Genomic DNA, 17657 nt, shown 5'->3' on the forward strand with positions numbered 1-17657 from the left:
CGTCGGTTCGGGGTACATCCGCACGGTGCCCACCCTCCGGTCGGGAGCACGCCGGGGTCCGCCGAGTGGACCGCCGCGGCTCGCTCGCTCCGCTCGCTCATTGTCGTACTACTTCCGCAGCTCGATGACGGTCTTGCCGATGCGGATCGGGGCTCCCAGCGGAATCGGTGTCGGGGTCGTCAGCCGGGTCCGGTCCAGGTACGTGCCGTTGGTGGAACCGAGGTCCTCGACGATCCACTGGCCGTCACGGTCCGGGTAGATCCTGGCATGCCTGCTGGACGCGTAATCGTCGTCCAGCACGATCGTGGAGTCGTGCGCACGGCCCAGAGAGATGGTCTGGCCCTGGAGAGCGACGGTAGTGCCCGTCAGCGTGCCTTCGGAGACCACCAGTTTCGTGGGGGCGCCTCGGCGCTGACGGTTGTTGTTGCCGCGGCCGCTCTCCTGGCGGCGCTGCGGTTGCTGCGGCGGCGCAGCCTGACGCTGCGTACGCGGTTCCTGCCCGCGCCGTGCGGCGCCGCGTTGTGTGACACGCGTGCCGAACAGATCGCTGCGGATGACCTGAACGGCCACGATGACGAACAGCCACAGTACGGCGAGGAAACCCAACCGCATGACCGTGAGGGTCAGCTCTGACATTGCCCCCGCTTCACCCTTCGGCTTGCCGGTAAACGATGGTGGTACTGCCCACGACGATGCGTGAGCCGTCGCGGAGATTAGCGCGAGTGGTGTGCTGCCCGTCCACCACGATGCCGTTCGTGGAGCCCAGATCCTGGATCGTGGGGGGCGTTCCGACCCGGATCTCACAGTGACGCCGGGAGACACCCGGGTCGTCGATCCGTACGTCCGCGTCGGTGCTGCGGCCCAGAACGAGCGTCGGGCGCGAGATCTGGTGGCGGGTGCCGTTGATCTCGATCCAGCGCCTGGTCTGCGCGTAGGGCTGCGGTCCCGCGCTGGGCGGAGCCGTACGGGGTACGGGCTGCGCGCCGCCGGGAGGCGGGGACGAGGGCATGGGGGGCGGGCCCACGTGACCTCCGCCCGGCTGACCGCCGCGCGGCGCCACGGAGGCGCGCTGGGCGGCGGCTGCCTGGCCCGGTTCCTGGGACGAGCTGGAGGCGAGGGTGCGGCTGCGCACGCGGTACAGGCCGGTGTCGAGATCGTCGGCCTTCTCCAGGTGCACCTTGACCGTGCCCATGAAGGTGTAGCGCTGCTGCTTGGCGTAGTCGCGGACCATGCCGGAGAGCTCGTCGCCGAGCTGCCCGCTGTAGGGGCTCAGCCGCTCGTAGTCAGGGGTGCTCAGTTCGACGATGAAGTCGTTGGGGACGACCGTGCGGTCGCGGTTCCAGATGGTGGCGTTGTTGTCGCACTCGCGCTGCAGCGCCCCGGCGATCTCCACCGGCTGCACCTCGGACTTGAACACCTTGGCGAAGGTGCCGTTGACGAGACCTTCGAGACGCTGCTCGAAACGCTTCAGTACTCCCACGGGGCACCTCCTTCCTCAGTCTTCGTCGGGGTCGTCCTGGTACTGCTTACTGATCGTATCCACGCGTAGGGAAATCGGCTGGTTCCCCTTTCCCGCCTGGAGGACGAGTGTCGCCCCTCACAGGGTTGCCCGGTGCTTCCTTCTCCTTGCCCACTGCTTGTGCACTGCGATCGTAGAGGTGCCCCGCAAACAGTGTCCCGCAACCACTGACCTCTCCTGCCGGGCGGGTGGCCGGAGACCGCGCGCCCGGTCCGCCGGAGAGGGACGCGCCCCCGGTGGCGGACACCGAGAGTGTGAACCCTGAGGGAGCCGCTCGGCCAACAGCACGGTGAGCGGCGGCCCTGTGCCGCATGCCGGCTGCGGGGCGGGGACCGGGGGAAAGGCGTGTGAAGGCACCCTCGACAGCGTGCTAATGTTCTGCATGTCGACAGGCGCTCGCACAAGACCCGGACGGAACAGCCCGGATCGCGTGAGAGAATCGATCGGCAGCACCCATGCGCGGGTGGCGGAATAGGCAGACGCGCTGGATTCAGGTTCCAGTGCCCGAAAGGGCGTGGGGGTTCAACTCCCCCCTCGCGCACAGATGAGACCCCTGGTCTCCGGAGAAATCCGGGACCAGGGGTTTTCTCGTTGTTGGCGGATGTTGCGTGTCGGGGCGGCTCGGAGGGCGCGGGGCGGGGCGTGCTGAGCCGGGCCCGGCCCCTCGGCTCCCGAATCCGCCCGGCCCCGGTCCTCCCGGGAGTGGGTGCCGGAGAGAGATTCGGCTACGAAGGCACCGGTCGCCGCTTGCGAGGGCTGCGTCACGGGCGCCGCTCCCTGAGGGCTGCGTCACATTTGAGGCGGCGGGTGGTGGCCGTCAGCGGCGGGGTGTCGGTGTCGTGTGGGGCGTCTCACGGCGGGGAAGCGCCGGGTCGCCGCCTGCGGGGCGGTCGCCGCTCGGGTCGGGCGCCCGGACCTCGCGTGGACATTTCTCCTGGAGGGTCGGCCCGGGGGCGGCGCTTTCGGGGAGGGGAGGCGCGAGCCCCGGATCGTCGGGCACGGGCAGGGCCTCGTGTCCTTCTCCCCGGGGCGACGCGGTGAGCTCCGGCGTTCAGGCGGCCAGGCGCGTGGCGAGGGCCTTGGCCTTGGCAGTGGCGTCTGCGTGGGCCTTGTCGCGGGAGGCCTCGAACTTCGGGATGAGCTCGGCCATCGCCGGGTTGTTGGGGGCCATCGTCAACTCCGGAACGATGAATTCCACGTCGAAACCGAAGCTGTCGGCCAGCACGGACTGCAGGTAGTTCTGCACGTACTCGAAGTTCTCGCGGGGGGTCCCCGGCGCGTACGAACCGCCGCGGCTGGCGACGACGGTGACCGGGGTGCCCTTGGCGCTCGGCTCGGCGCCCACCGTGCGGCCCATGATGATCACCTGGTCGAGCCAGGCCTTGAGCGTCGAGGGGATCGTGAAGTTGTACATCGGCGCGCCGATGACGATCGCGTCCGCCTGCTCCACCTCTTCGACGAGCTGAGTGCGCAGTGCGAAGGCGGCCTGCTGTTCCGGGGTGTGGGTGGCGGGGTCGACGAAGGCGGCAGAGGCGCCGGCGCCGTCGAGGTGCGGCACCGGGTCGGCCGCCAGGTCGCGGTGGATCACGGTGCCGTCGGGGTGCTGCTCCTCCCATGCCTTGCGGAAGGCCGCGGTCACCGAGCGGGAGGCGGAGCCGCCCTCGGGGAAGACGGAGGAGTCGATGTGCAGAAGCGTGGCCATGGGGATCGGTCCTTCGGTTCGCGGCCGGACGGTGCGGGCACGTGGGTGGAATTCCGTACGTCACTATTCTTACCACAGGAGCTTACTTTTCCGCAGTACCCAACGGAAGCGCGGTACTCTGGGGTCATGGCGGACCACGGCGAGGCGGTGTGCAGGAAGGTCGACGACGGCATGGCCCGCGTTTTCGAGCTCTTCGGGAAGCGCTGGACCGGCTTGATCGTCGCGACGTTGATGGCGGGGCCGGTGCACTTCGCCGATCTGCGGCGGGCGATCCCGGGCATCAGTGAGCGCATGCTGTCCGACCGCCTCATGGAGCTGGCGGGAACGGGCCTGGTCGTCCGCGAGGTGGATGCGGGGCCCCCGCTGCGCGTGGCGTACCGGCTCACAGAGGCGGGCCTGGCGATGGATTCCTCACTCAAGGAGCTGGCGCGGTGGGCCGAGACCTACCTCGCCGACGGGGGGCAGTGTCCGGAGCAGTTCCGGCAGTAGGTGTTGGGGGCGGGGCGGGGCGGGGCGGGGCGGCTCTGTCAGCCGTGCTTCTCCTGGGCGGCGTTATAGCGGAGCAGGTACGTCGCGAAGCGGTCCAGGTCGGTCTCGTCCCAGTCGGCCAGGCGCTCGTGGAAGGCCTGACGGCGGCTCGCGGTGACGTTGGCGAGCACCTGGGCGCCCTTCGCTGTGGGATGCAGCACCTGCACCCGGTGATCGTCCGGGTCGACGCGGCGCTCCACGAAGCCCAGCTTTTCCAGTGCGGCGATCTGCCGGCTGACCGTCGACTTGTCCAGGAGGTAGTGCGCGGCGAGGTCCGTGGCGCGGCATCCGTGCTGGTCGTCGAGGTGGGCGAGCAGGGTGTAGGAGACCAGCGACAGTTCGGGATGCATACGGGCGGCGGTCGCGCGGGCCCGCCGGGCGAACGCGGTCATCTCCTGCTGGATGGTCTCGACGGACTCGTCGCGGTGGGCCACGGCGTTGCCTTTCGTAGAAGTAGTTGTATAGTACAACGTGGATTGAGAGTTGTATTAGCCAACTACTGGCGACAGCTGAGACGACTAGCTGAGAAGGCCTGCCCCATGAGTCCGGTCCGTCATCCCGATCACCACAGCGGTGCCGTGCGCGATCACCGCAGCGACGAGCTGCGGTTCCCTCGCGAAGAGCCGCGGGCCCCTGGCGAAGAGCTGAGGCCCCATCGAGGCGAGCTGCCCAACGGCCGCCGGAGCGAGCCGTCCCGCGATCAGCGTGCCGAGCACCCGGGCGTACAACGTGGCGCACATCGCTCCGGCCATTCCGCCGGCCTGCGCCACGTCCTGACGCACCTGATCACCCCACTGCTGATGTGTATCGGCATGGGCCTGGCCTACCTGGGCGCGTTCGCGAACCCGCAGCCGCACCACCTGCCCGTCGCCGTCGTCGGGTCGGGTCAGAGTGCCCAGCTGCTCGCTCAGTCGATCAACGACAAGTCGGGCGGCGACCTGGCTGTGCGGACGGTCGCCGACCGGGCCGCCGCGGTCGAGCAGCTCAAGCACGAGGACATTTTCGGCGCCTATGTGGTGAACACGGATGGCGTGGAAGAGGGCGCAAAGGCAGGGGGCGCGAAGGCAGGGGGCGCGAAGGCAGGAGGGCCGGCCGCGGGCGAAGGGGCTGCGGGCGCGCGGGCTGCGGTGAAGCCGGCGCCCGAGCTGATCGTGGCGACCGCCGGGTCCGACACCAGCGCCTCCGTGGTGCAGAAGGTGTTCACCCCCATCGCGGCAGAGCAGGGCGCACCGCTGAAGGTCACGGACGTGGCGCCGCCCGCGGAGGACGACCCGACCGGCCAGGGCATCTTCTTCCTCCTGGTCGCGATCAGCATCGGCTCGTACGCCTCGGTCGCGGTGATCGGCGGCGCCGGAGCCGTGCTGCCGCTCCGGCTCAGGGCGCTGCTGGCGATCGGCACGTCCTTCGTGGTGAGCATCATCGGGACGGTGTTCGCGGGACCGGTCTTCCACCTCGTCGACCACGGTCTGTCGGGGCTGTGGGGCATGGCTTGGCTGTACTCCGCGGGCATCCTGCTGATCGGTACCGGCCTGCACACCTTCCTCAAGCGCTGGACCACGCTCGGTGTGATGACGCTGTTCGTGATGCTCAACTTCACGTCGTCCGGCGGCATCTTCCGGCCCGAGATGCAGCACGGCTTCTTCGCGGCCTTGCACTCCTTCTGGAACGGGGCGGGCTTCGTCGAGGGTGTCCGCAGCCATGTCTACTTCGCCGGCCACGGTCTGACCGGGCATCTCGTGACACTGGTGTGCTGGCTGGTCGTCGGGCTGTTGGTGGTCGGCGTGGCCGCTGCGGCGGAGCGGCGTCGCCGTACCGCGGAGAGGACTGCGGCAGCCAATGCCGCGGCGGTGGCGGCGGCCGCGGTGGCGGCGACGGTTCCGGAGCGGGCGACGGCTCCGGGGCGGGAGGCGCCTGTTGCTCGGGCGACGACTGCTGACCGGGAGGCGGGCGAGCACGTCGGAGGGGGCGAGGAGGAGATGGAAGAGGAGATGGAAGAGGCGGTGGGGGTGTAGCCGGGGTCTGTGGTCGGTCGGTAGGGCGTCTGTCCGGGGTGGGGCCTGGGCGGGCGCCCGCTTGTGTTGGAGGGGTGAGGGGTGGTGGGGGCTGCGGTTGTGTGGTGGTGGGGTGAGGGGGCGGGTGTGTGAGGCGGGGAGGTGTTGGGGGAGCTGGGGGGCTGTTGCGGGGTGATTTGGGGCTGGGGGGCTGGAGGGCTGGGCGGGTTTTGGGAGGCAGTATCCGGGGTGCCGTTTTTGGGTGGTGAGCGGTCCAACCGACCGTCCCGCACGTCGGTGCAAAGAGTTATCCACAGGTCTGAGCCGGGTGGCGGATCTCTCGATAACGTCATGGTCAGGCGAAGCCGGAATCGGCCGGCGGGCCGAACCGATGCAGTTCGTGAAGGGGGAGGTGGTCGCGATGACGCGTGTGCCGCACGTAGCGGGGTTCGCCAGGCCGAAGGCGGAGGGGCCGTCACCCAAGGCGGCGGGCCGGGCCCTGCGGGAGCGGGTGCCTCGCGCGGAGCAGGCGGTGCTGCCGGACGCGGCGGGACGGCCCGACGCGGTCGCGGCGGTCGAGCTGTCCAATGCCGGACGCCTTGCGGAGCTGACCCCGATACGGGTCGGGCGGATGGCCGCAAGCCCTTTCGCGTTCCTCCGCGGGTCCGCCGGCTTGATGGCGCACGACCTGGCGGCCGGCCCGGTGACGGGCGTGGGCGCGCAGATCTGCGGCGACGCGCATGCCGGCAATTTCGGCCTCTACGGTGATGCCCGCGGCGGTCTCGTCATGGACCTCAACGACTTCGACGAGACCCTGAACGGCCCGTGGGAGTGGGACGTGAAGCGGCTCGCTGTGTCGCTGGTGCTGGCGGGCCGGGAGGCGGGGGCCGGGGAGGACAGGTGCCGCACGGCGGCGCAGGATGCTGCGGGCGCCTATCGGCGCACGATGCGGCTGCTGGCGAAGCTGCCCGTCATCGAGTCGTGGAACGCCATCGCCGACGAGGAGTTGGTCTCCCACACCGATGCCAGGGACCTGCTGGGCACCTTGGAGCGGGTGGAGCAGAAGGCCCGTAAGAACACCAGCGCCAAGTTCGCCGCGAAGGCGACCGAGGAGGCGTCGGACGGCGGTCGGCGGTTCGTGGATGCCCCACCGGTGCTGCGGCGGATATCGGATGAAGAAGCGGCGGCGGTGGCCGGTTCGCTCAGCGGTTACCTGGAGACGGTCCCCGAAGACCGCCGACCGCTGCTGGCCAGGTACGCCGTGCACGATGTGGCTTTCCGCGTGGTGGGGACGGGAAGCGTGGGCCTGCGCTCCTATGTGGTGCTGCTGTTGGATCACCAAGGAGAGCCACTGGTGCTCCAGGTGAAAGAAGCGCGTAGCTCGGTGCTGGCGCCGCATGTGGAAAGGGCGGGTTTTGCCGCGCAGCCGGTGGCCCACGAGGGGCGGCGGATAGTGCTCGGTCAGCGGCGTATGCAGGTCGTCAGCGACATATTGCTGGGTTGGACGACGGTGCGGGACATAGCGGCGCCCGACGTGGGCTCCGTGGGCGGGCCGGGGGCGCGAACGGGCACGGACGACGGTCGGCGTGAAGGACGACCGTTCCAGGTCCGACAGTTCAGGAACCGCAAGGGAAGCGTGGATCCGACGGAGCTGGCCGACGACCAGATGGACGACTACGCCCGGATGACCGGCGCCCTCCTGGCGCGGGCCCACGCGCACAGTGCCGACCCTCGGGTGCTGGCCGGCTACTGCGGCAAGGGGGAAAGCCTGGACGAGGCGCTGGCGGACTTCGCAGTCGCCTACGCGGACCGAACCGAGGCCGACCACGCCGACCTGGTCGAGGCGGTGAAGAGCGGCCGCATCGCTGCGGAGATGGGGGTCTGAGGGGGACGGCGCACGCGTCCGGTCGCGGGTACGCGCGGGGCGTGGGTAGTAGGCGCGTAGGCACGAGAGCCTGGCAGCCGGGCGCCGGGGGTGCCTTCCTCTTCGGCGCCATCGTCCGCGCCGTGGCTATAAACGGCGGGGCTCGGCGGCCTCTAGCCGGTGGCGCTCCGCACACGGGGCCTGACTTCCGGGCGCTGGGCGTGGGCAGGTGGGCACGCGCGCGGGTGTCAGGCACGCGCGGGTGAGGGGTATTCGCCGGTGGCAATGCGATGCGGCGCGGAACGGTGTCGTGTCGTGATTGTCGTGCGGTGTTGCGTTGTCGTGCGGTCTTGCGTGGGGGTGGGGTGGGGTGGGTGGGGGCGGGGCCCCCGGGGGAGAGGGAAGAGGGGCATTGGTGCTGCGGCGGGTGCCGTCTCCGGCGGTGGGCGCCGCGACGCCGGCCGGGGAGGCTCCAGTGGTCCGGGGAGGCTCCGGTGGTGTAGGCGCCAGAATCCGATGGGCTGGGCGATGGGAGTACTCGTTTGGCCGATCCGCACCCGGCCAGCGGCGGCTGCGGCTGCGGCGCCGACGGTTGGGGCGTGGACCTGGTCGTACGCATGTCTGCGGTGGTCCAGGGCGGGGCCGAGGGCCGAGGAGCACCCGGTTGAGACTCGGCGATCGCCCGGCGGCTCGTGGACGACGACGTAGCTCACTGGCCCGGGCGTCCAAGAGGAGGCGAATGGCTGCGGAGAGTGTCGGCTGATACGGGCCGTACGCTGACCGGGTGACGAACTCGCACGCGGAGAACGCGCAGGACGGCCAGGACCGACCGGACGCATCGGACGCGCTGGGCACACCGGATGCCCCGGCCGCCCCGCAGGCATCGGACGCCCGCGGTGGCGGTCAGGACGGCTCGCGCGCCGGCCAGGACGCGCCCGGCGGTCAGTACGGCTACGGCAGTGGTCAGAGTGACCAGTCCGTCGGTGGCGACAGCGGTGCCGGGGGTGGCGGTGACGTCTCCGAGGGCGCTGCCCGTACCGAGGCTGCTCAGGGCGGTGACGAGGCCGGCCAGGTGGCCGCGGATGCGCCTGGTGAGCAGGCGGCCGATGAGGCGACCAGGCGGCTGGCGAAGGCCGTGCTGGCGGCGGAGCAGGCGCTGATCGAGTTCGAGATCGCGGTGGAGACCTTCCGGGTGGAGGTCGAGAACTTCTCCCGGCTGCACCACCAGCGGCTCGGCCCGATGTACGCGCGCCTGGACGAGCTGGACGCGCAGATCGCCGAGGCCGTGGCGGCACGTACCGGCGCACCCGAGGACATCCGTAAGGCGCAGGAAGCGCGTGCCTCGGTTCTGCCTATGCCGGATGTGGAGGAGCTCTTTCACGGCTGGATCGGCTCGGAGGGGTTGTTCCCCGAGTCGCAGGCCATGCTCACCGAGCAGCCGGTGCGGCCGCCGCAGAAGGTCCGCCCCAGCGAGGAGGCCCGCAAGGTCTACCGCGACCTGGTGCGCAAGGCTCATCCGGACCTGGCGCGGGACGACGCGGAGCGGGCGCGGCGGGACGAATTCATCGCCCGGGTCAATGCGGCGTACGGCCGTGGCGATGAGGCGGCACTGCGGGAGCTGGTCCGGGAGTGGGAGTCCGGTCCTGCGCCTGTCGAGGAGCGGCTCAGCGAGAGCGAGGAGCTGTACGCGCGTCTGGAGTGGCTGGCCGAGCGCAAGGAGCTGCTGGCTGCCGTCGCGGCGGAGCTGGAGGACAGCGCCATCGGCGCGATGATCAAGATGGCGCCGCAGGACCCGGACGCCCTGCTCGAGGAGATCGCCGAAAAGCTGCTTGCCGACGTGGCGGAGCGCGAGGCGTACCTCGCGCAGCTGGTCGGGTAGCGTCGAGGTATGCGATTTGGTTCTCTGCCCACGGTCGGTGTCGACGCTCTCACGTCGAATGACTTCCTCCTGGACGTCCGGGAGAACGACGAGTGGGAAGCCGGGCACGCCGAGGGCGCGCTGCACATCCCGATGAGCGAATTCGTCGCGCGATACGGCGAGTTGACCGAGGCTGCCCCTGAGGACGGCAAGGTCTATGTGCTGTGCCGGGTCGGCGGCCGCTCGGCTCAGGTCGCGCAGTATCTGATCCAGCAGGGCCTGGATGCGGTGAACGTCGATGGCGGCATGCAGGCATGGGAGGCCGCCGGCCGTCCCGTGTCGGATGGCAAGGGCGGCGCCGGGACGGTCATTTAGCGGACCGTCGGGCGGGCAATCGTCCTGCCAGTGCCAGTGCCAGTGCCGGTGCCGGTGCCGGTGCCGGTGCCGGTGCCAGTGCTGCGGACCGGATGTTGATGGCTTAGCAGCCGGGGGCGGGCTGACCATCGGGATGTTGAGCGGTCGGCGGCAGCGCGCCGATCCCCTTGCGCTTAAGGCCGACGCCGAGCCCGGGCTCCTGGCCCCGTACGCCGCCCCCGGGCTCGCCCTCATTGGCGAGGCGTCGTGAGGGGCGCGGCGTCTTCTTTGCACTTCCCCGTTAGGGCGGGGAATTGTTGCGTGGGCAGGGATTGCTGCGTGTCCCGAGGCTGCTGGCGTGGGGCGGATTGGGCGGCCACTCCGCTTGGCGTTTCAGCTCAGGGGGTGCGCCGCCAGTAGGTCGCCGAGAGCCTCTTCGTGGGCGGCCGCGGGGCCGAGGGAGAGTTCGAGTTGCTTGGCCCAGGCGTGGAAGCGGTGCAGGGGATAGTCCGTGTCGGCGCCGAAGCCTCCATGCAGGTGTTGGGCGGTCTGGACGACGCGGCGGACGCCTTCGGAGGCCCAGATCTTGGCGACCGCGACGTCCCCGGCTGCCGGCAGCGGACCGGTCGCGTCGGTGGTGATGCGCCAGGCGGCCTGCCAGAGCGTGGCCTCCATGGCACGTAGGTCTATGAAGCGGTCCGCGGCCTGGACGGCGACTGCCTGGAATGTGGCCACCGGGAAGCCGAACTGTTCGCGCTTGCTTGTGTAGTCGCTGGTCATGGAGAGAACACGTTCGCCGAGGCCCAGGGCCGACGCGCAGGTGCCGACGGTGAGGATGTTCCGTAGCGACTCCCATGCGCCTGGGTCGGTGATCATCTCCCGGGCCTCGATGTGTACGGAGTTCAGTCGGACCTCGGCGTAGCGCTCCCCGCTGGTGGAGATCTGGTCGTCGAGAGAGACGCCGTCGTCGGCGCGGGATACGAGGGCAAGAACGGTGTGGCCGTCAGGTGTGTGCGCGGGAAGCAAGATCTGGTCGGCCGTCGGCGCCCAGGGGACTGCGGTCTGGTTGCCGTCGAGGATCCACGCGGCACCCTCCTTCCGGGCTTCCACGGAGAGTTCGGCCGAGTCGTGCCCGGTGCGGCCTGCTGTTGCGACTGTCACGACGAGATCGCCCGTGGCAAGGCGGGGCAGGACCTCGGAGCGGAGCTCGGCATTCGCGTGGCGCTGAATCGCGAGGGCGGCGGCGCCGGACTCCAGGAGCGGCACCCGTGCCAGAACCTTGGCCGATTCGCGCAGCACCAGGCAGAGGGCGATCGGGTCCAGGCCGGCTCCGCCGTGTTCGGGTGGGACCGGCAGGCTCAACAGATCGGCGTCGGCGAGCTTGCGCCACAGCGCGCGGTCGAAGTCGTCGGCAACGGCTCCTGTCGTGAGCGCAGGGCTGGGTACGCCATCAGGAGCGGCCCCGGAGAAGACGGCCTTCGCTGCTTCGACGGCGGCCTGTTGCTCCTCGGTGAAGGTGAAGTCCACTGGTCTGTCCTCCCACGCGGCGCCTGAATCTGACGAAGCGTCAAGGTAGAACAGGTTGCAGGAATTGGGAATGGCGCCAACGGAGGAATGGGTGTGGGTGGGCGCGGGCGGTTGAAGACGGACGGCTGGGTGCTTGGCGTGGCTGTGCGTGTGGGCGTGCGTGTGGGGTTGGGGGCAGGGGGCTGGCGCCAGGCAATGTGGCGTGACTGGGGCGAACGCCGGCCTACGGGCGAGGGCGAGCAGGCGCCTGCGGAGAGGAGTGGCTGTCGACAGGCGCCCGCCTGTGATCTGTAGCGCCGAGGGCGGCTCCGGGAGAGGTCAAAGCAAGTCGGCCTGCGACCGTCTGAGCCCGGCGATGCTGTCAGGGCGCCCGTCTGCTCCCCGGGTGACATCGCGCAGGCCGGACGGACGACCTCAGTGACGAGGTCGCCGGCGGACGCCTGGTCAGCGGTCGAAGTCCAGCTCCACCTTTTCGGTCACGGGGTGTGACTGGCAGGCCAGTACGTACCCGGCGTCGACCTCCTCCGCCTCCAGAGCGAAATTCCGGTCCATGCGTATCTCGCCCGACACCAGGAACGCCCGGCAGGTGCCGCACACGCCGCCCTTGCAGGCGTACGGCGCATCCGCACGATTGCGCAGCACGGTCTCCAGTAGCGATTCGCCGTCCTGCACCGGCCAGTTGCCGGAGCGGCCGTCGAGGGTGGCGGTCACTGAGCTGTGGGCGGGCACGGGTGTGGTCGTAGCGCCCGGGGTGGTGGTGCCGACGGCGACGTGGAAGATCTCTTCGTGGAGGCGCCCGCGGGGCACTCCCAGTGCCCGAAGGGCCTTTTCGGTGCCCTGGACGAGGCCGTAGGGCCCGCAGAGGAACCAGCCGTCCACCGACTCGACCGTCAGCAGCGCAGGCAGCAGGGCACGCAGGCGCTCCTCGTCGAGCCGGCCGGACGGCAGGCCGGCCTGCTGCTCCTCACGGGAGAGAGTGGTGACCAGCTGGAATCGCTGGGGGTAGCGGTCCTTGAGGTCGGCCACCTCCTCCAGGAACATCGTGGAGGCCGCCGTGCGGTCGCTGCGGATCAGGCAGAAGCTGGCGTCCGGCTCTCGGGCGAGCAGGGTGGCGGCGATGGACAGCACGGGGGTGATACCGCTGCCGCCGACGATCCCGACGAAGTGCCCGGGTCGGGGTTCCAGGGTGAACCGGCCGGCCGGGGCCATCACCTCGACGGTGTCGCCCTCCATCAGCTCCTTGAGCGCGTATGTCGAGAAGGCGCCCTCCTCGACCAGACGGATCCCCACCCGCAGCACGGGCTCATCGGTGGCCGGGGTGCAGATGGAGTACGTCCTGCGGATCTCCTGGCCGTCGACCGTTCGGCGCAGCGCGATGTGCTGCCCGGGGGTGTGCCGGAAGGTGTCGCGCAGCTCGGGTGGGACCGCGAAGGTGACAGCCACCGCGTCGTCCGTGAGCCGTTCGATCTCCCGGACCCGGAGCGGGTGGAACATCACAACTCCTTGAAGTGGTCGAAGGGTTCGCGGCAGGACTCGCAGCGACGCAGTGCTTTGCAGGCGGTGGAGGAGAAGCGGCTCAGCAGGGTGGTGTCGGTCGATCCGCAGTGCGGGCAGCGGATGGCGAGATCGACGGCGACCGGTCCGGTTGCCGGGCCCGTGGGCCGGGGCGGCGCGATGCCGAACTCGGCCAGCTTCCGGCGGCCTTCGTCGGTGATCGCGTCGGTGGACCACGGCGGGCTGAGGACCGTACGGACCTCGACTTCGGCTATGCCGCGGTCGTGGAGTACGCGCTCGATGTCCGCCGACATCGCCTCGATGGCGGGGCAGCCCGTGTAGGTGGGTGTGAGACACACCTCGACGCGGTCCGGTGCCGTCAGTTTCACGTCGCGCACCACGCCGAGCTCGGCGAGGGTGAGCACCGGTAGCTCCGGGTCCGGAACCGAGCCGGCGAGCGCGCGCAGCTCCTCTTCGAGGGCGGTGGTGGTCACCATGTCGCCCCCGGGTGACTGCGGTGGAGGTGTTGCATCTCGGCGAGCATCCGGCCGAACGGCTCGGTGTGCAGTCCCTGGCGTCCCGCGCCGGCCGTCCAAGCGCCCCGCTGGGACCCGTCAGGGACGGTGAGGGTGGCGCGGCTCAGGATGGCGGTGATGCGCGTCGTCCACTCGTCGTGGAGGGTGGGCAGGGGTACGTCCAGGCCGTCGACCGGCTCGAACAGCTCCCCGGTGAACTTCCACAAGGCGTCGACGGCGCGCTGCATGCGAGCGTGGCTCTCGTCGGTGCCGTCGCCCAGGCGCAGCGTCCACTGCTGGGCGTGGTCGCGGTGGTAGGCGACTTCCTTGACGGCCTTCGCTGCCAGTGGTGCCAACTCGTCCGCGCCCGAGGCGAGATGCTCGAAGAGCAGCTCTTGGTAGGTGGAGAAGTACAGCTGGCGGGCGATGGTGTGCGCGAAGTCGCCGTTGGGCTGCTCGACGAGCTGGAGGTTGCGGAACTGCCGTTCCTCGCGCAGATAGGCCAGTTCGTCCTCGTCGCCGGCGAGGGAGAGCAGGATGCGCGCCTGACCGAGCAGGTCCAGCGCGATGTTGGCCAGGGCGACTTCTTCCTCCAGGACCGGCGCATTGCCAGCCCACTCGCCCAGCCGGTGGGAGAGGATCAGGGCGTCGTCCCCGAGGGCAAGGGCCGGGGTGACCGTGGCGTTCATCAAAGGTGCTGCACCCCGTCCGGGATTTCGTAGAAGGTCGGGTGGCGGTAGGGCTTGCCACCGGCGGGCTCGAAGAACGCGTCCTTCTCGTCGGGGGACGAGGCCGTGATCTGGGCGGAGGGCACCACCCAAAGGGAGACGCCCTCGGAGCGGCGGGTGTACAGATCCCGGGCGTTACGCAGTGCCATTTCGGCGTCGGGGGCGTGCAGGCTGCCGGCGTGGGTGTGCGACAGGCCGCGCCGGCTGCGCACGAACACCTCCCACAGGGGCCAGTCGGTGGAAGCCGCGCCGGCCCCGTTTGATGTGTCCCCGGTGGGCCGTGTGGGGCGTGGTGTCGTCATCGGGTCGCCTCCCCCTGCTTGGCCGCATGTGCGGCGGCTGCGTCGCGCACCCAGGCGCCGTCCTCGTGAGCCTTCCGGCGGCGGTTGATCCGCTCTTCGTTGCAGGGGCCGTTGCCCTTGAGCACCTCGCGGAACTCGTCCCAGTCGATCGGGCCGAAGTCCCAATGGCCCTGTGCCTCGTTCCACGTCAGGTCCGGGTCGGGGAGCGTGAGCCCGAGGGCTTCGGCCTGCGGGACGCAGACGTCCACGAAGCGCTGGCGCAATTCGTCGTTGGAGTGGCGCTTGATCTTCCAGGCCATGGACTGCGCGGAGTGCGCCGACTCGTCATCCGGCGGGCCGAACATCATCAGGGACGGCCACCACCAGCGGTCCACCGCGTCCTGAGCCATGGCGTGCTGGGCCTCGGTGCCGCGGCTGAGCGCCAGCAGGAGTTCGTAGCCCTGCCGCTGGTGGAAGGACTCCTCCTTGCAGACGCGGACCATGGCGCGGGCATAGGGGCCGTACGAACACCGGCACAGCGGAACCTGGTTCGTGATTGCAGCGCCGTCCACCAGCCAGCCGATGGCTCCGACGTCGGCCCAGGTCAGGGTCGGGTAGTTGAAGATGGAGGAGTACTTCTGGCGGCCGGAGTGCAGCTTGTCGAGCAGCTCCTCCCGGCTGGTGCCGAGGGTCTCGGCGGCGCTGTAGAGATACAGGCCGTGGCCCGCCTCGTCCTGCACCTTCGCCATCAGGATCGCCTTGCGGCGCAGTGAGGGGGCCCGGGTGATCCAGTTGGCCTCCGGCTGCATGCCGATGATCTCGGAGTGGGCGTGCTGTGCCATCTGCCGCACCAAGGACGAGCGGTAGGCGTCCGGCATCCAGTCCCGCGGCTCAATGCGCTCGTCCGCGGCCACGGTGGCGTCGAATACCGCCTCGCGAGCCGTATCTTCCGGCGCGATCGTCGTCATGTTGTGCCCCCTCGCTCCCGACCGACCGATCGTTCGGTTCAATGGTGAGTGGGCGGACCGCGGGTGTCAAGCCTGTGGATAACTCGGGGAAGGGTGTGCCCGGTGCGGCCGCCTAGGTACGGTTCCGTGGCGGAGTCAGCCGAGTGGATTCTGGGAACGGGGCGGGAATGCAGTCATACGGGGACGAAACGCAGCCACTGGCTGCGCTCTCGCTACCCTCGCGGATCGTCATAGGCACGGCAGGCTGCGCTTTCGCCGTGGTCGTCGCGATACATCTGGCCATGATGTTTTTGCATGTCGCGCCGTCGAACACGCTGAGCAAACAGCAAGGCACCCTGATCGGCGACTACGTCTATCCCGAGTACGAGCAGAACTGGAAGCTGTTCGCACCCAACCCCCTCCAGCAGAACATCGCTGTCCAGGCCCGGGCGCAGCTGCGCACCGAATCCGGGGAGTCCCGCACCACCGGCTGGACGGATCTGACCGCGCGGGACGGGCGGGCCATCCACCACAACCCGCTCCCCAGCCACACCGAACAGAACCAGCTGCGCCGGGGATGGGAGTTCTATCTCAACTCGCACAATGCGCAGAACCGCTCCACCGGGCCGCGCGGCGAGCTCTCGGAGAGCTATGTCCGCCGCATCGTGATGCTCCGGCTCGGCGCCGAGTGGGCCGAGGGCGGCAGGGTCGAGCGCGTCCAGCTGCGCTCGAAGACGACGCCGGTCAGCCCGCCGCCGTGGAGCAACGAGAAGATCAGCCAAAAGCCCGTGTACCGCGTGCTGCCCTGGTGGCAGGTCACCGCAGACGACCTGCCCGAGGGGGCGACGAACTCGTGACTTCACCGACGCCGCAGCAGCCGCAGGGCACACACCAGCAGCACAGCCGGCAGCCGCACCCTCCGGAGCCGAGGGACCCGAAGAAGTCACCGGAATCGCGGGATCCGGCACCTCAGCAGGATCCCGCCCCTCAGCAGGAAGCACGGGAGCCGTCGCCTGCCCCTTACGAAGAGACCCGCATCGAGCGCGCCATAGGCCGGGGCTTCGCACGGGTCAGCAGCCATGCGATGGCCCCTTACCAAACCGCTGTCATCCGCATCGGTTTCGCCGCGACATGGCTGCTGTTCCTGCTCCGGGAATGGCCCAACCGCCAAGATCTCTACGGGCCTGACAACCCCTGGGACCTGGACATGGCGCGCCGGCTCTTCGACGGCAACCACGCCTTCTCCGTGCTGCCCTGGTCGGACGGCAATGCCTGGTTCGAGTGCGTCTACCTGCTCGCCATCGTGTCCAGCGCGCTGTTGATGCTGGGCTGGCGCACCCGCACCATGTCGGTGCTGTTCATGATCGGTGTGCTTTCCCTGCAGAACCGCAGCATCTTCGTCGGTGACGGCGGCGACAACGTCATCCACCTGATGTCGATGTATCTCGTGCTGACCCGGTGCGGGCAGGTGTGGTCGCTGGACGCACGACGTGCGAAGCGGGCGGCGGCCGCGGCCAGGGAGGCCGAATCCGGCACAGCCGCCGACGCGGCCCCGGACGCCGTCGCACGCCCCGCCCGTGACCTTCCCGGCGTCATCCTGTGGGCGGTCCTCGGCCTCGGGCTGGCCGTGGCGCAGCTGCTCGGCAACTACGGCCTCACCTGGTTCGAGAACGGCCCGTTCCCGCACATTGGCTGGGGCCTGACGCTGTGGTTCCTGTGGGTGACGCATGGCGTGTGGTGGTGGGTGCAGCGGCATGCCCCCGGGGAGCCGCGCATCGTCCTGGACACCCTCGCCAAGCTCGCGCACAACGCCGCCCTGCTGGTGATCGTGGTCGAGGTCTGCCTGATCTACGCCACGGCCGGCTGGTACAAGATCCAGGGTTCGCGCTGGCAGGACGGCACCGCCGTCTTCTACCCGATGCACCTGGACTACTTCTCGCCATGGCCCGCGCTGTCGGATGCGCTGGGCAGCAACGGGCTGATGGTCATGATCATCACCTACGGCACGGTGATGGTGCAGGTCGCCTTCCCGTTCACGCTCTTCAACCGCCGCCTGAAGAACGTTCTGCTGGTCGCGATGATCTGTGAGCACCTCTCGATCGCGTTCCTTCTCGGCCTGCCGTTCTTCTCGCTCGCGATGATCGCGGCGGACGCGGTCTTCCTGCCGACGAACTTCCTTACCTGGCTCTCCGCACGGATCTCCGAGCTGCGCGACCGGCTGTTCTCCCGCAGGGGACCCCACGCCGGGGCCGAGGGGCCCGCGGGCGGTGAACCGGAGGCCCGTACACAGAGCGGGGACGGTGGCCATACGCTCGTGGGGTGAGCAGCGAGAGAACCGTCCAGGGCAGC

18 protein-coding genes and 1 tRNA gene are annotated in these 17657 nt (G+C 69.8%); 8 read left to right on the top strand and 11 right to left on the bottom strand.

The window, feature by feature from the left end; all coding sequences use genetic code 11:
• Positions 1-108 precede the first annotated feature (108 nt).
• A complete protein-coding gene (locus ACGFZW_RS12670) occupies positions 109-636 on the bottom strand; it encodes an FHA domain-containing protein (protein ID WP_393893070.1) in 528 nt (175 codons plus the stop codon).
• 10 nt (positions 637-646) lie between these two features.
• Positions 647-1480, bottom strand: a complete 834-nt coding sequence (locus tag ACGFZW_RS12675) for an FhaA domain-containing protein (RefSeq protein WP_393893071.1) — start codon at positions 1478-1480, stop codon at positions 647-649.
• A gap of 496 nt (positions 1481-1976) precedes the next feature.
• Between ACGFZW_RS12675 and ACGFZW_RS12680 the strand changes: the two genes are divergently transcribed.
• Positions 1977-2060 (top strand) — tRNA-Leu (locus tag ACGFZW_RS12680).
• 510 nt (positions 2061-2570) lie between these two features.
• On the opposite strand, the gene ACGFZW_RS12685 is transcribed toward ACGFZW_RS12680, so the two are convergent.
• Entirely contained in the window at positions 2571-3221 is a 651-nt protein-coding gene (locus tag ACGFZW_RS12685) for an FMN-dependent NADH-azoreductase (protein ID WP_393893072.1), read from the bottom strand.
• 126 nt (positions 3222-3347) lie between these two features.
• On the opposite strand from ACGFZW_RS12685, the gene ACGFZW_RS12690 reads away from it, so the two are divergent.
• Complete coding sequence (locus ACGFZW_RS12690) at positions 3348-3710, top strand: winged helix-turn-helix transcriptional regulator (protein ID WP_393893073.1); 363 nt, start codon at positions 3348-3350, stop codon at positions 3708-3710.
• A gap of 38 nt (positions 3711-3748) precedes the next feature.
• Here the strand turns inward: ACGFZW_RS12690 and ACGFZW_RS12695 are convergent, their stop codons facing one another.
• Positions 3749-4183 (bottom strand): MarR family winged helix-turn-helix transcriptional regulator, encoded by a 435-nt coding sequence (locus ACGFZW_RS12695; RefSeq protein WP_393893074.1) that lies wholly within the window; start codon positions 4181-4183, stop codon positions 3749-3751.
• Between the two features lie 84 nt (positions 4184-4267).
• Entirely contained in the window at positions 4268-4531 is a 264-nt protein-coding gene (locus ACGFZW_RS12700) for a hypothetical protein (protein ID WP_393893075.1), read from the bottom strand.
• A gap of 18 nt (positions 4532-4549) precedes the next feature.
• On the opposite strand from ACGFZW_RS12700, the gene ACGFZW_RS12705 reads away from it, so the two are divergent.
• The 4 genes from ACGFZW_RS12705 (at position 4550) to ACGFZW_RS12720 (ending at position 9837) form a co-directional block, all read left to right on the top strand.
• Positions 4550-5761, top strand: coding sequence for an ABC transporter permease (locus tag ACGFZW_RS12705; protein ID WP_393893076.1), 1212 nt, complete (start codon positions 4550-4552; stop codon positions 5759-5761).
• Positions 5762-6161: 400 nt separating this feature from the next.
• A complete protein-coding gene (locus ACGFZW_RS12710) occupies positions 6162-7625 on the top strand; it encodes a DUF2252 domain-containing protein (RefSeq protein WP_393893077.1) in 1464 nt (487 codons plus the stop codon).
• A 763-nt stretch (positions 7626-8388) separates the two neighbouring features.
• Positions 8389-9483 carry a J domain-containing protein gene (locus ACGFZW_RS12715; protein WP_393893078.1) on the top strand — a complete coding sequence of 365 codons (1095 nt, stop codon included), beginning with the start codon at positions 8389-8391 and terminating at the stop codon, positions 9481-9483.
• A gap of 9 nt (positions 9484-9492) precedes the next feature.
• Positions 9493-9837: a rhodanese-like domain-containing protein gene (locus ACGFZW_RS12720; protein WP_393893079.1), complete on the top strand. Its 345-nt coding sequence runs from the start codon at positions 9493-9495 to the stop codon at positions 9835-9837.
• A 372-nt stretch (positions 9838-10209) separates the two neighbouring features.
• Here ACGFZW_RS12720 and ACGFZW_RS12725 read toward each other — a convergent pair whose 3' ends face one another.
• The 6 genes from ACGFZW_RS12725 to paaA all read right to left on the bottom strand — a co-directional run bounded on the left by ACGFZW_RS12725 (position 10210) and on the right by paaA (position 15329).
• Positions 10210-11343, bottom strand: coding sequence for an acyl-CoA dehydrogenase family protein (locus ACGFZW_RS12725; RefSeq protein ID WP_393893080.1), 1134 nt, complete (start codon positions 11341-11343; stop codon positions 10210-10212).
• 444 nt (positions 11344-11787) lie between these two features.
• Positions 11788-12837, bottom strand: a complete 1050-nt coding sequence (gene paaE, locus ACGFZW_RS12730; protein WP_393893081.1) for a 1,2-phenylacetyl-CoA epoxidase subunit PaaE — start codon at positions 12835-12837, stop codon at positions 11788-11790.
• Positions 12837-13334 (bottom strand): 1,2-phenylacetyl-CoA epoxidase subunit PaaD, encoded by a 498-nt coding sequence (gene paaD, locus ACGFZW_RS12735; RefSeq protein ID WP_393893082.1) that lies wholly within the window; start codon positions 13332-13334, stop codon positions 12837-12839. The genes paaE and paaD overlap by 1 nt, the downstream gene beginning before the upstream one ends.
• A complete protein-coding gene (gene paaC, locus ACGFZW_RS12740) occupies positions 13328-14041 on the bottom strand; it encodes a 1,2-phenylacetyl-CoA epoxidase subunit PaaC (RefSeq protein WP_393893083.1) in 714 nt (237 codons plus the stop codon). The genes paaD and paaC overlap by 7 nt, the downstream gene beginning before the upstream one ends.
• Positions 14041-14382, bottom strand: coding sequence for a 1,2-phenylacetyl-CoA epoxidase subunit PaaB (paaB, locus tag ACGFZW_RS12745; protein ID WP_393893084.1), 342 nt, complete (start codon positions 14380-14382; stop codon positions 14041-14043). The genes paaC and paaB overlap by 1 nt, the downstream gene beginning before the upstream one ends.
• On the bottom strand, positions 14379-15329 hold the full coding sequence (gene paaA / locus ACGFZW_RS12750; protein WP_393893085.1) for a 1,2-phenylacetyl-CoA epoxidase subunit PaaA: 951 nt from the start codon (positions 15327-15329) through the stop codon (positions 14379-14381). Before paaA ends, paaB begins: the two co-directional genes overlap by 4 nt.
• Positions 15330-15496: 167 nt before the next feature.
• On the opposite strand from paaA, the gene ACGFZW_RS12755 reads away from it, so the two are divergent.
• Both ACGFZW_RS12755 and ACGFZW_RS12760 read left to right on the top strand, forming a co-directional pair.
• Positions 15497-16165 (top strand): DUF5819 family protein, encoded by a 669-nt coding sequence (locus ACGFZW_RS12755; RefSeq protein ID WP_393893086.1) that lies wholly within the window; start codon positions 15497-15499, stop codon positions 16163-16165.
• Positions 16162-17631: an HTTM domain-containing protein gene (locus ACGFZW_RS12760; RefSeq protein WP_393893087.1), complete on the top strand. Its 1470-nt coding sequence runs from the start codon at positions 16162-16164 to the stop codon at positions 17629-17631. The genes ACGFZW_RS12755 and ACGFZW_RS12760 overlap by 4 nt, the downstream gene beginning before the upstream one ends.
• Positions 17632-17657: the final 26 nt, after the last annotated feature.

Origin of the sequence: Streptomyces sp. NPDC048248 (assembly GCF_043201875.1) — a bacterium.
In the GTDB taxonomy this organism is placed as follows: domain Bacteria; phylum Actinomycetota; class Actinomycetes; order Streptomycetales; family Streptomycetaceae; genus Streptomyces.

Coding starts and splice junctions, on each gene's coding strand:
- ACGFZW_RS12670 (WP_393893070.1), bottom strand. CDS start 636: ATGTCAGAGCTGACCCTCACGGTCATGCGGTTGGGTTTCCTCGCCGTA.
- ACGFZW_RS12685 (WP_393893072.1), bottom strand. CDS start 3,221: ATGGCCACGCTTCTGCACATCGACTCCTCCGTCTTCCCCGAGGGCGGC.
- ACGFZW_RS12690 (WP_393893073.1), top strand. CDS start 3,348: ATGGCGGACCACGGCGAGGCGGTGTGCAGGAAGGTCGACGACGGCATG.
- ACGFZW_RS12705 (WP_393893076.1), top strand. CDS start 4,550: ATGTGTATCGGCATGGGCCTGGCCTACCTGGGCGCGTTCGCGAACCCG.
- ACGFZW_RS12710 (WP_393893077.1), top strand. CDS start 6,162: ATGACGCGTGTGCCGCACGTAGCGGGGTTCGCCAGGCCGAAGGCGGAG.
- ACGFZW_RS12720 (WP_393893079.1), top strand. CDS start 9,493: ATGCGATTTGGTTCTCTGCCCACGGTCGGTGTCGACGCTCTCACGTCG.
- paaE (WP_393893081.1), bottom strand. CDS start 12,837: ATGTTCCACCCGCTCCGGGTCCGGGAGATCGAACGGCTCACGGACGAC.
- paaD (WP_393893082.1), bottom strand. CDS start 13,334: ATGGTGACCACCACCGCCCTCGAAGAGGAGCTGCGCGCGCTCGCCGGC.
- paaC (WP_393893083.1), bottom strand. CDS start 14,041: ATGAACGCCACGGTCACCCCGGCCCTTGCCCTCGGGGACGACGCCCTG.
- paaB (WP_393893084.1), bottom strand. CDS start 14,382: ATGACGACACCACGCCCCACACGGCCCACCGGGGACACATCAAACGGG.
- paaA (WP_393893085.1), bottom strand. CDS start 15,329: ATGACGACGATCGCGCCGGAAGATACGGCTCGCGAGGCGGTATTCGAC.
- ACGFZW_RS12755 (WP_393893086.1), top strand. CDS start 15,497: ATGCAGTCATACGGGGACGAAACGCAGCCACTGGCTGCGCTCTCGCTA.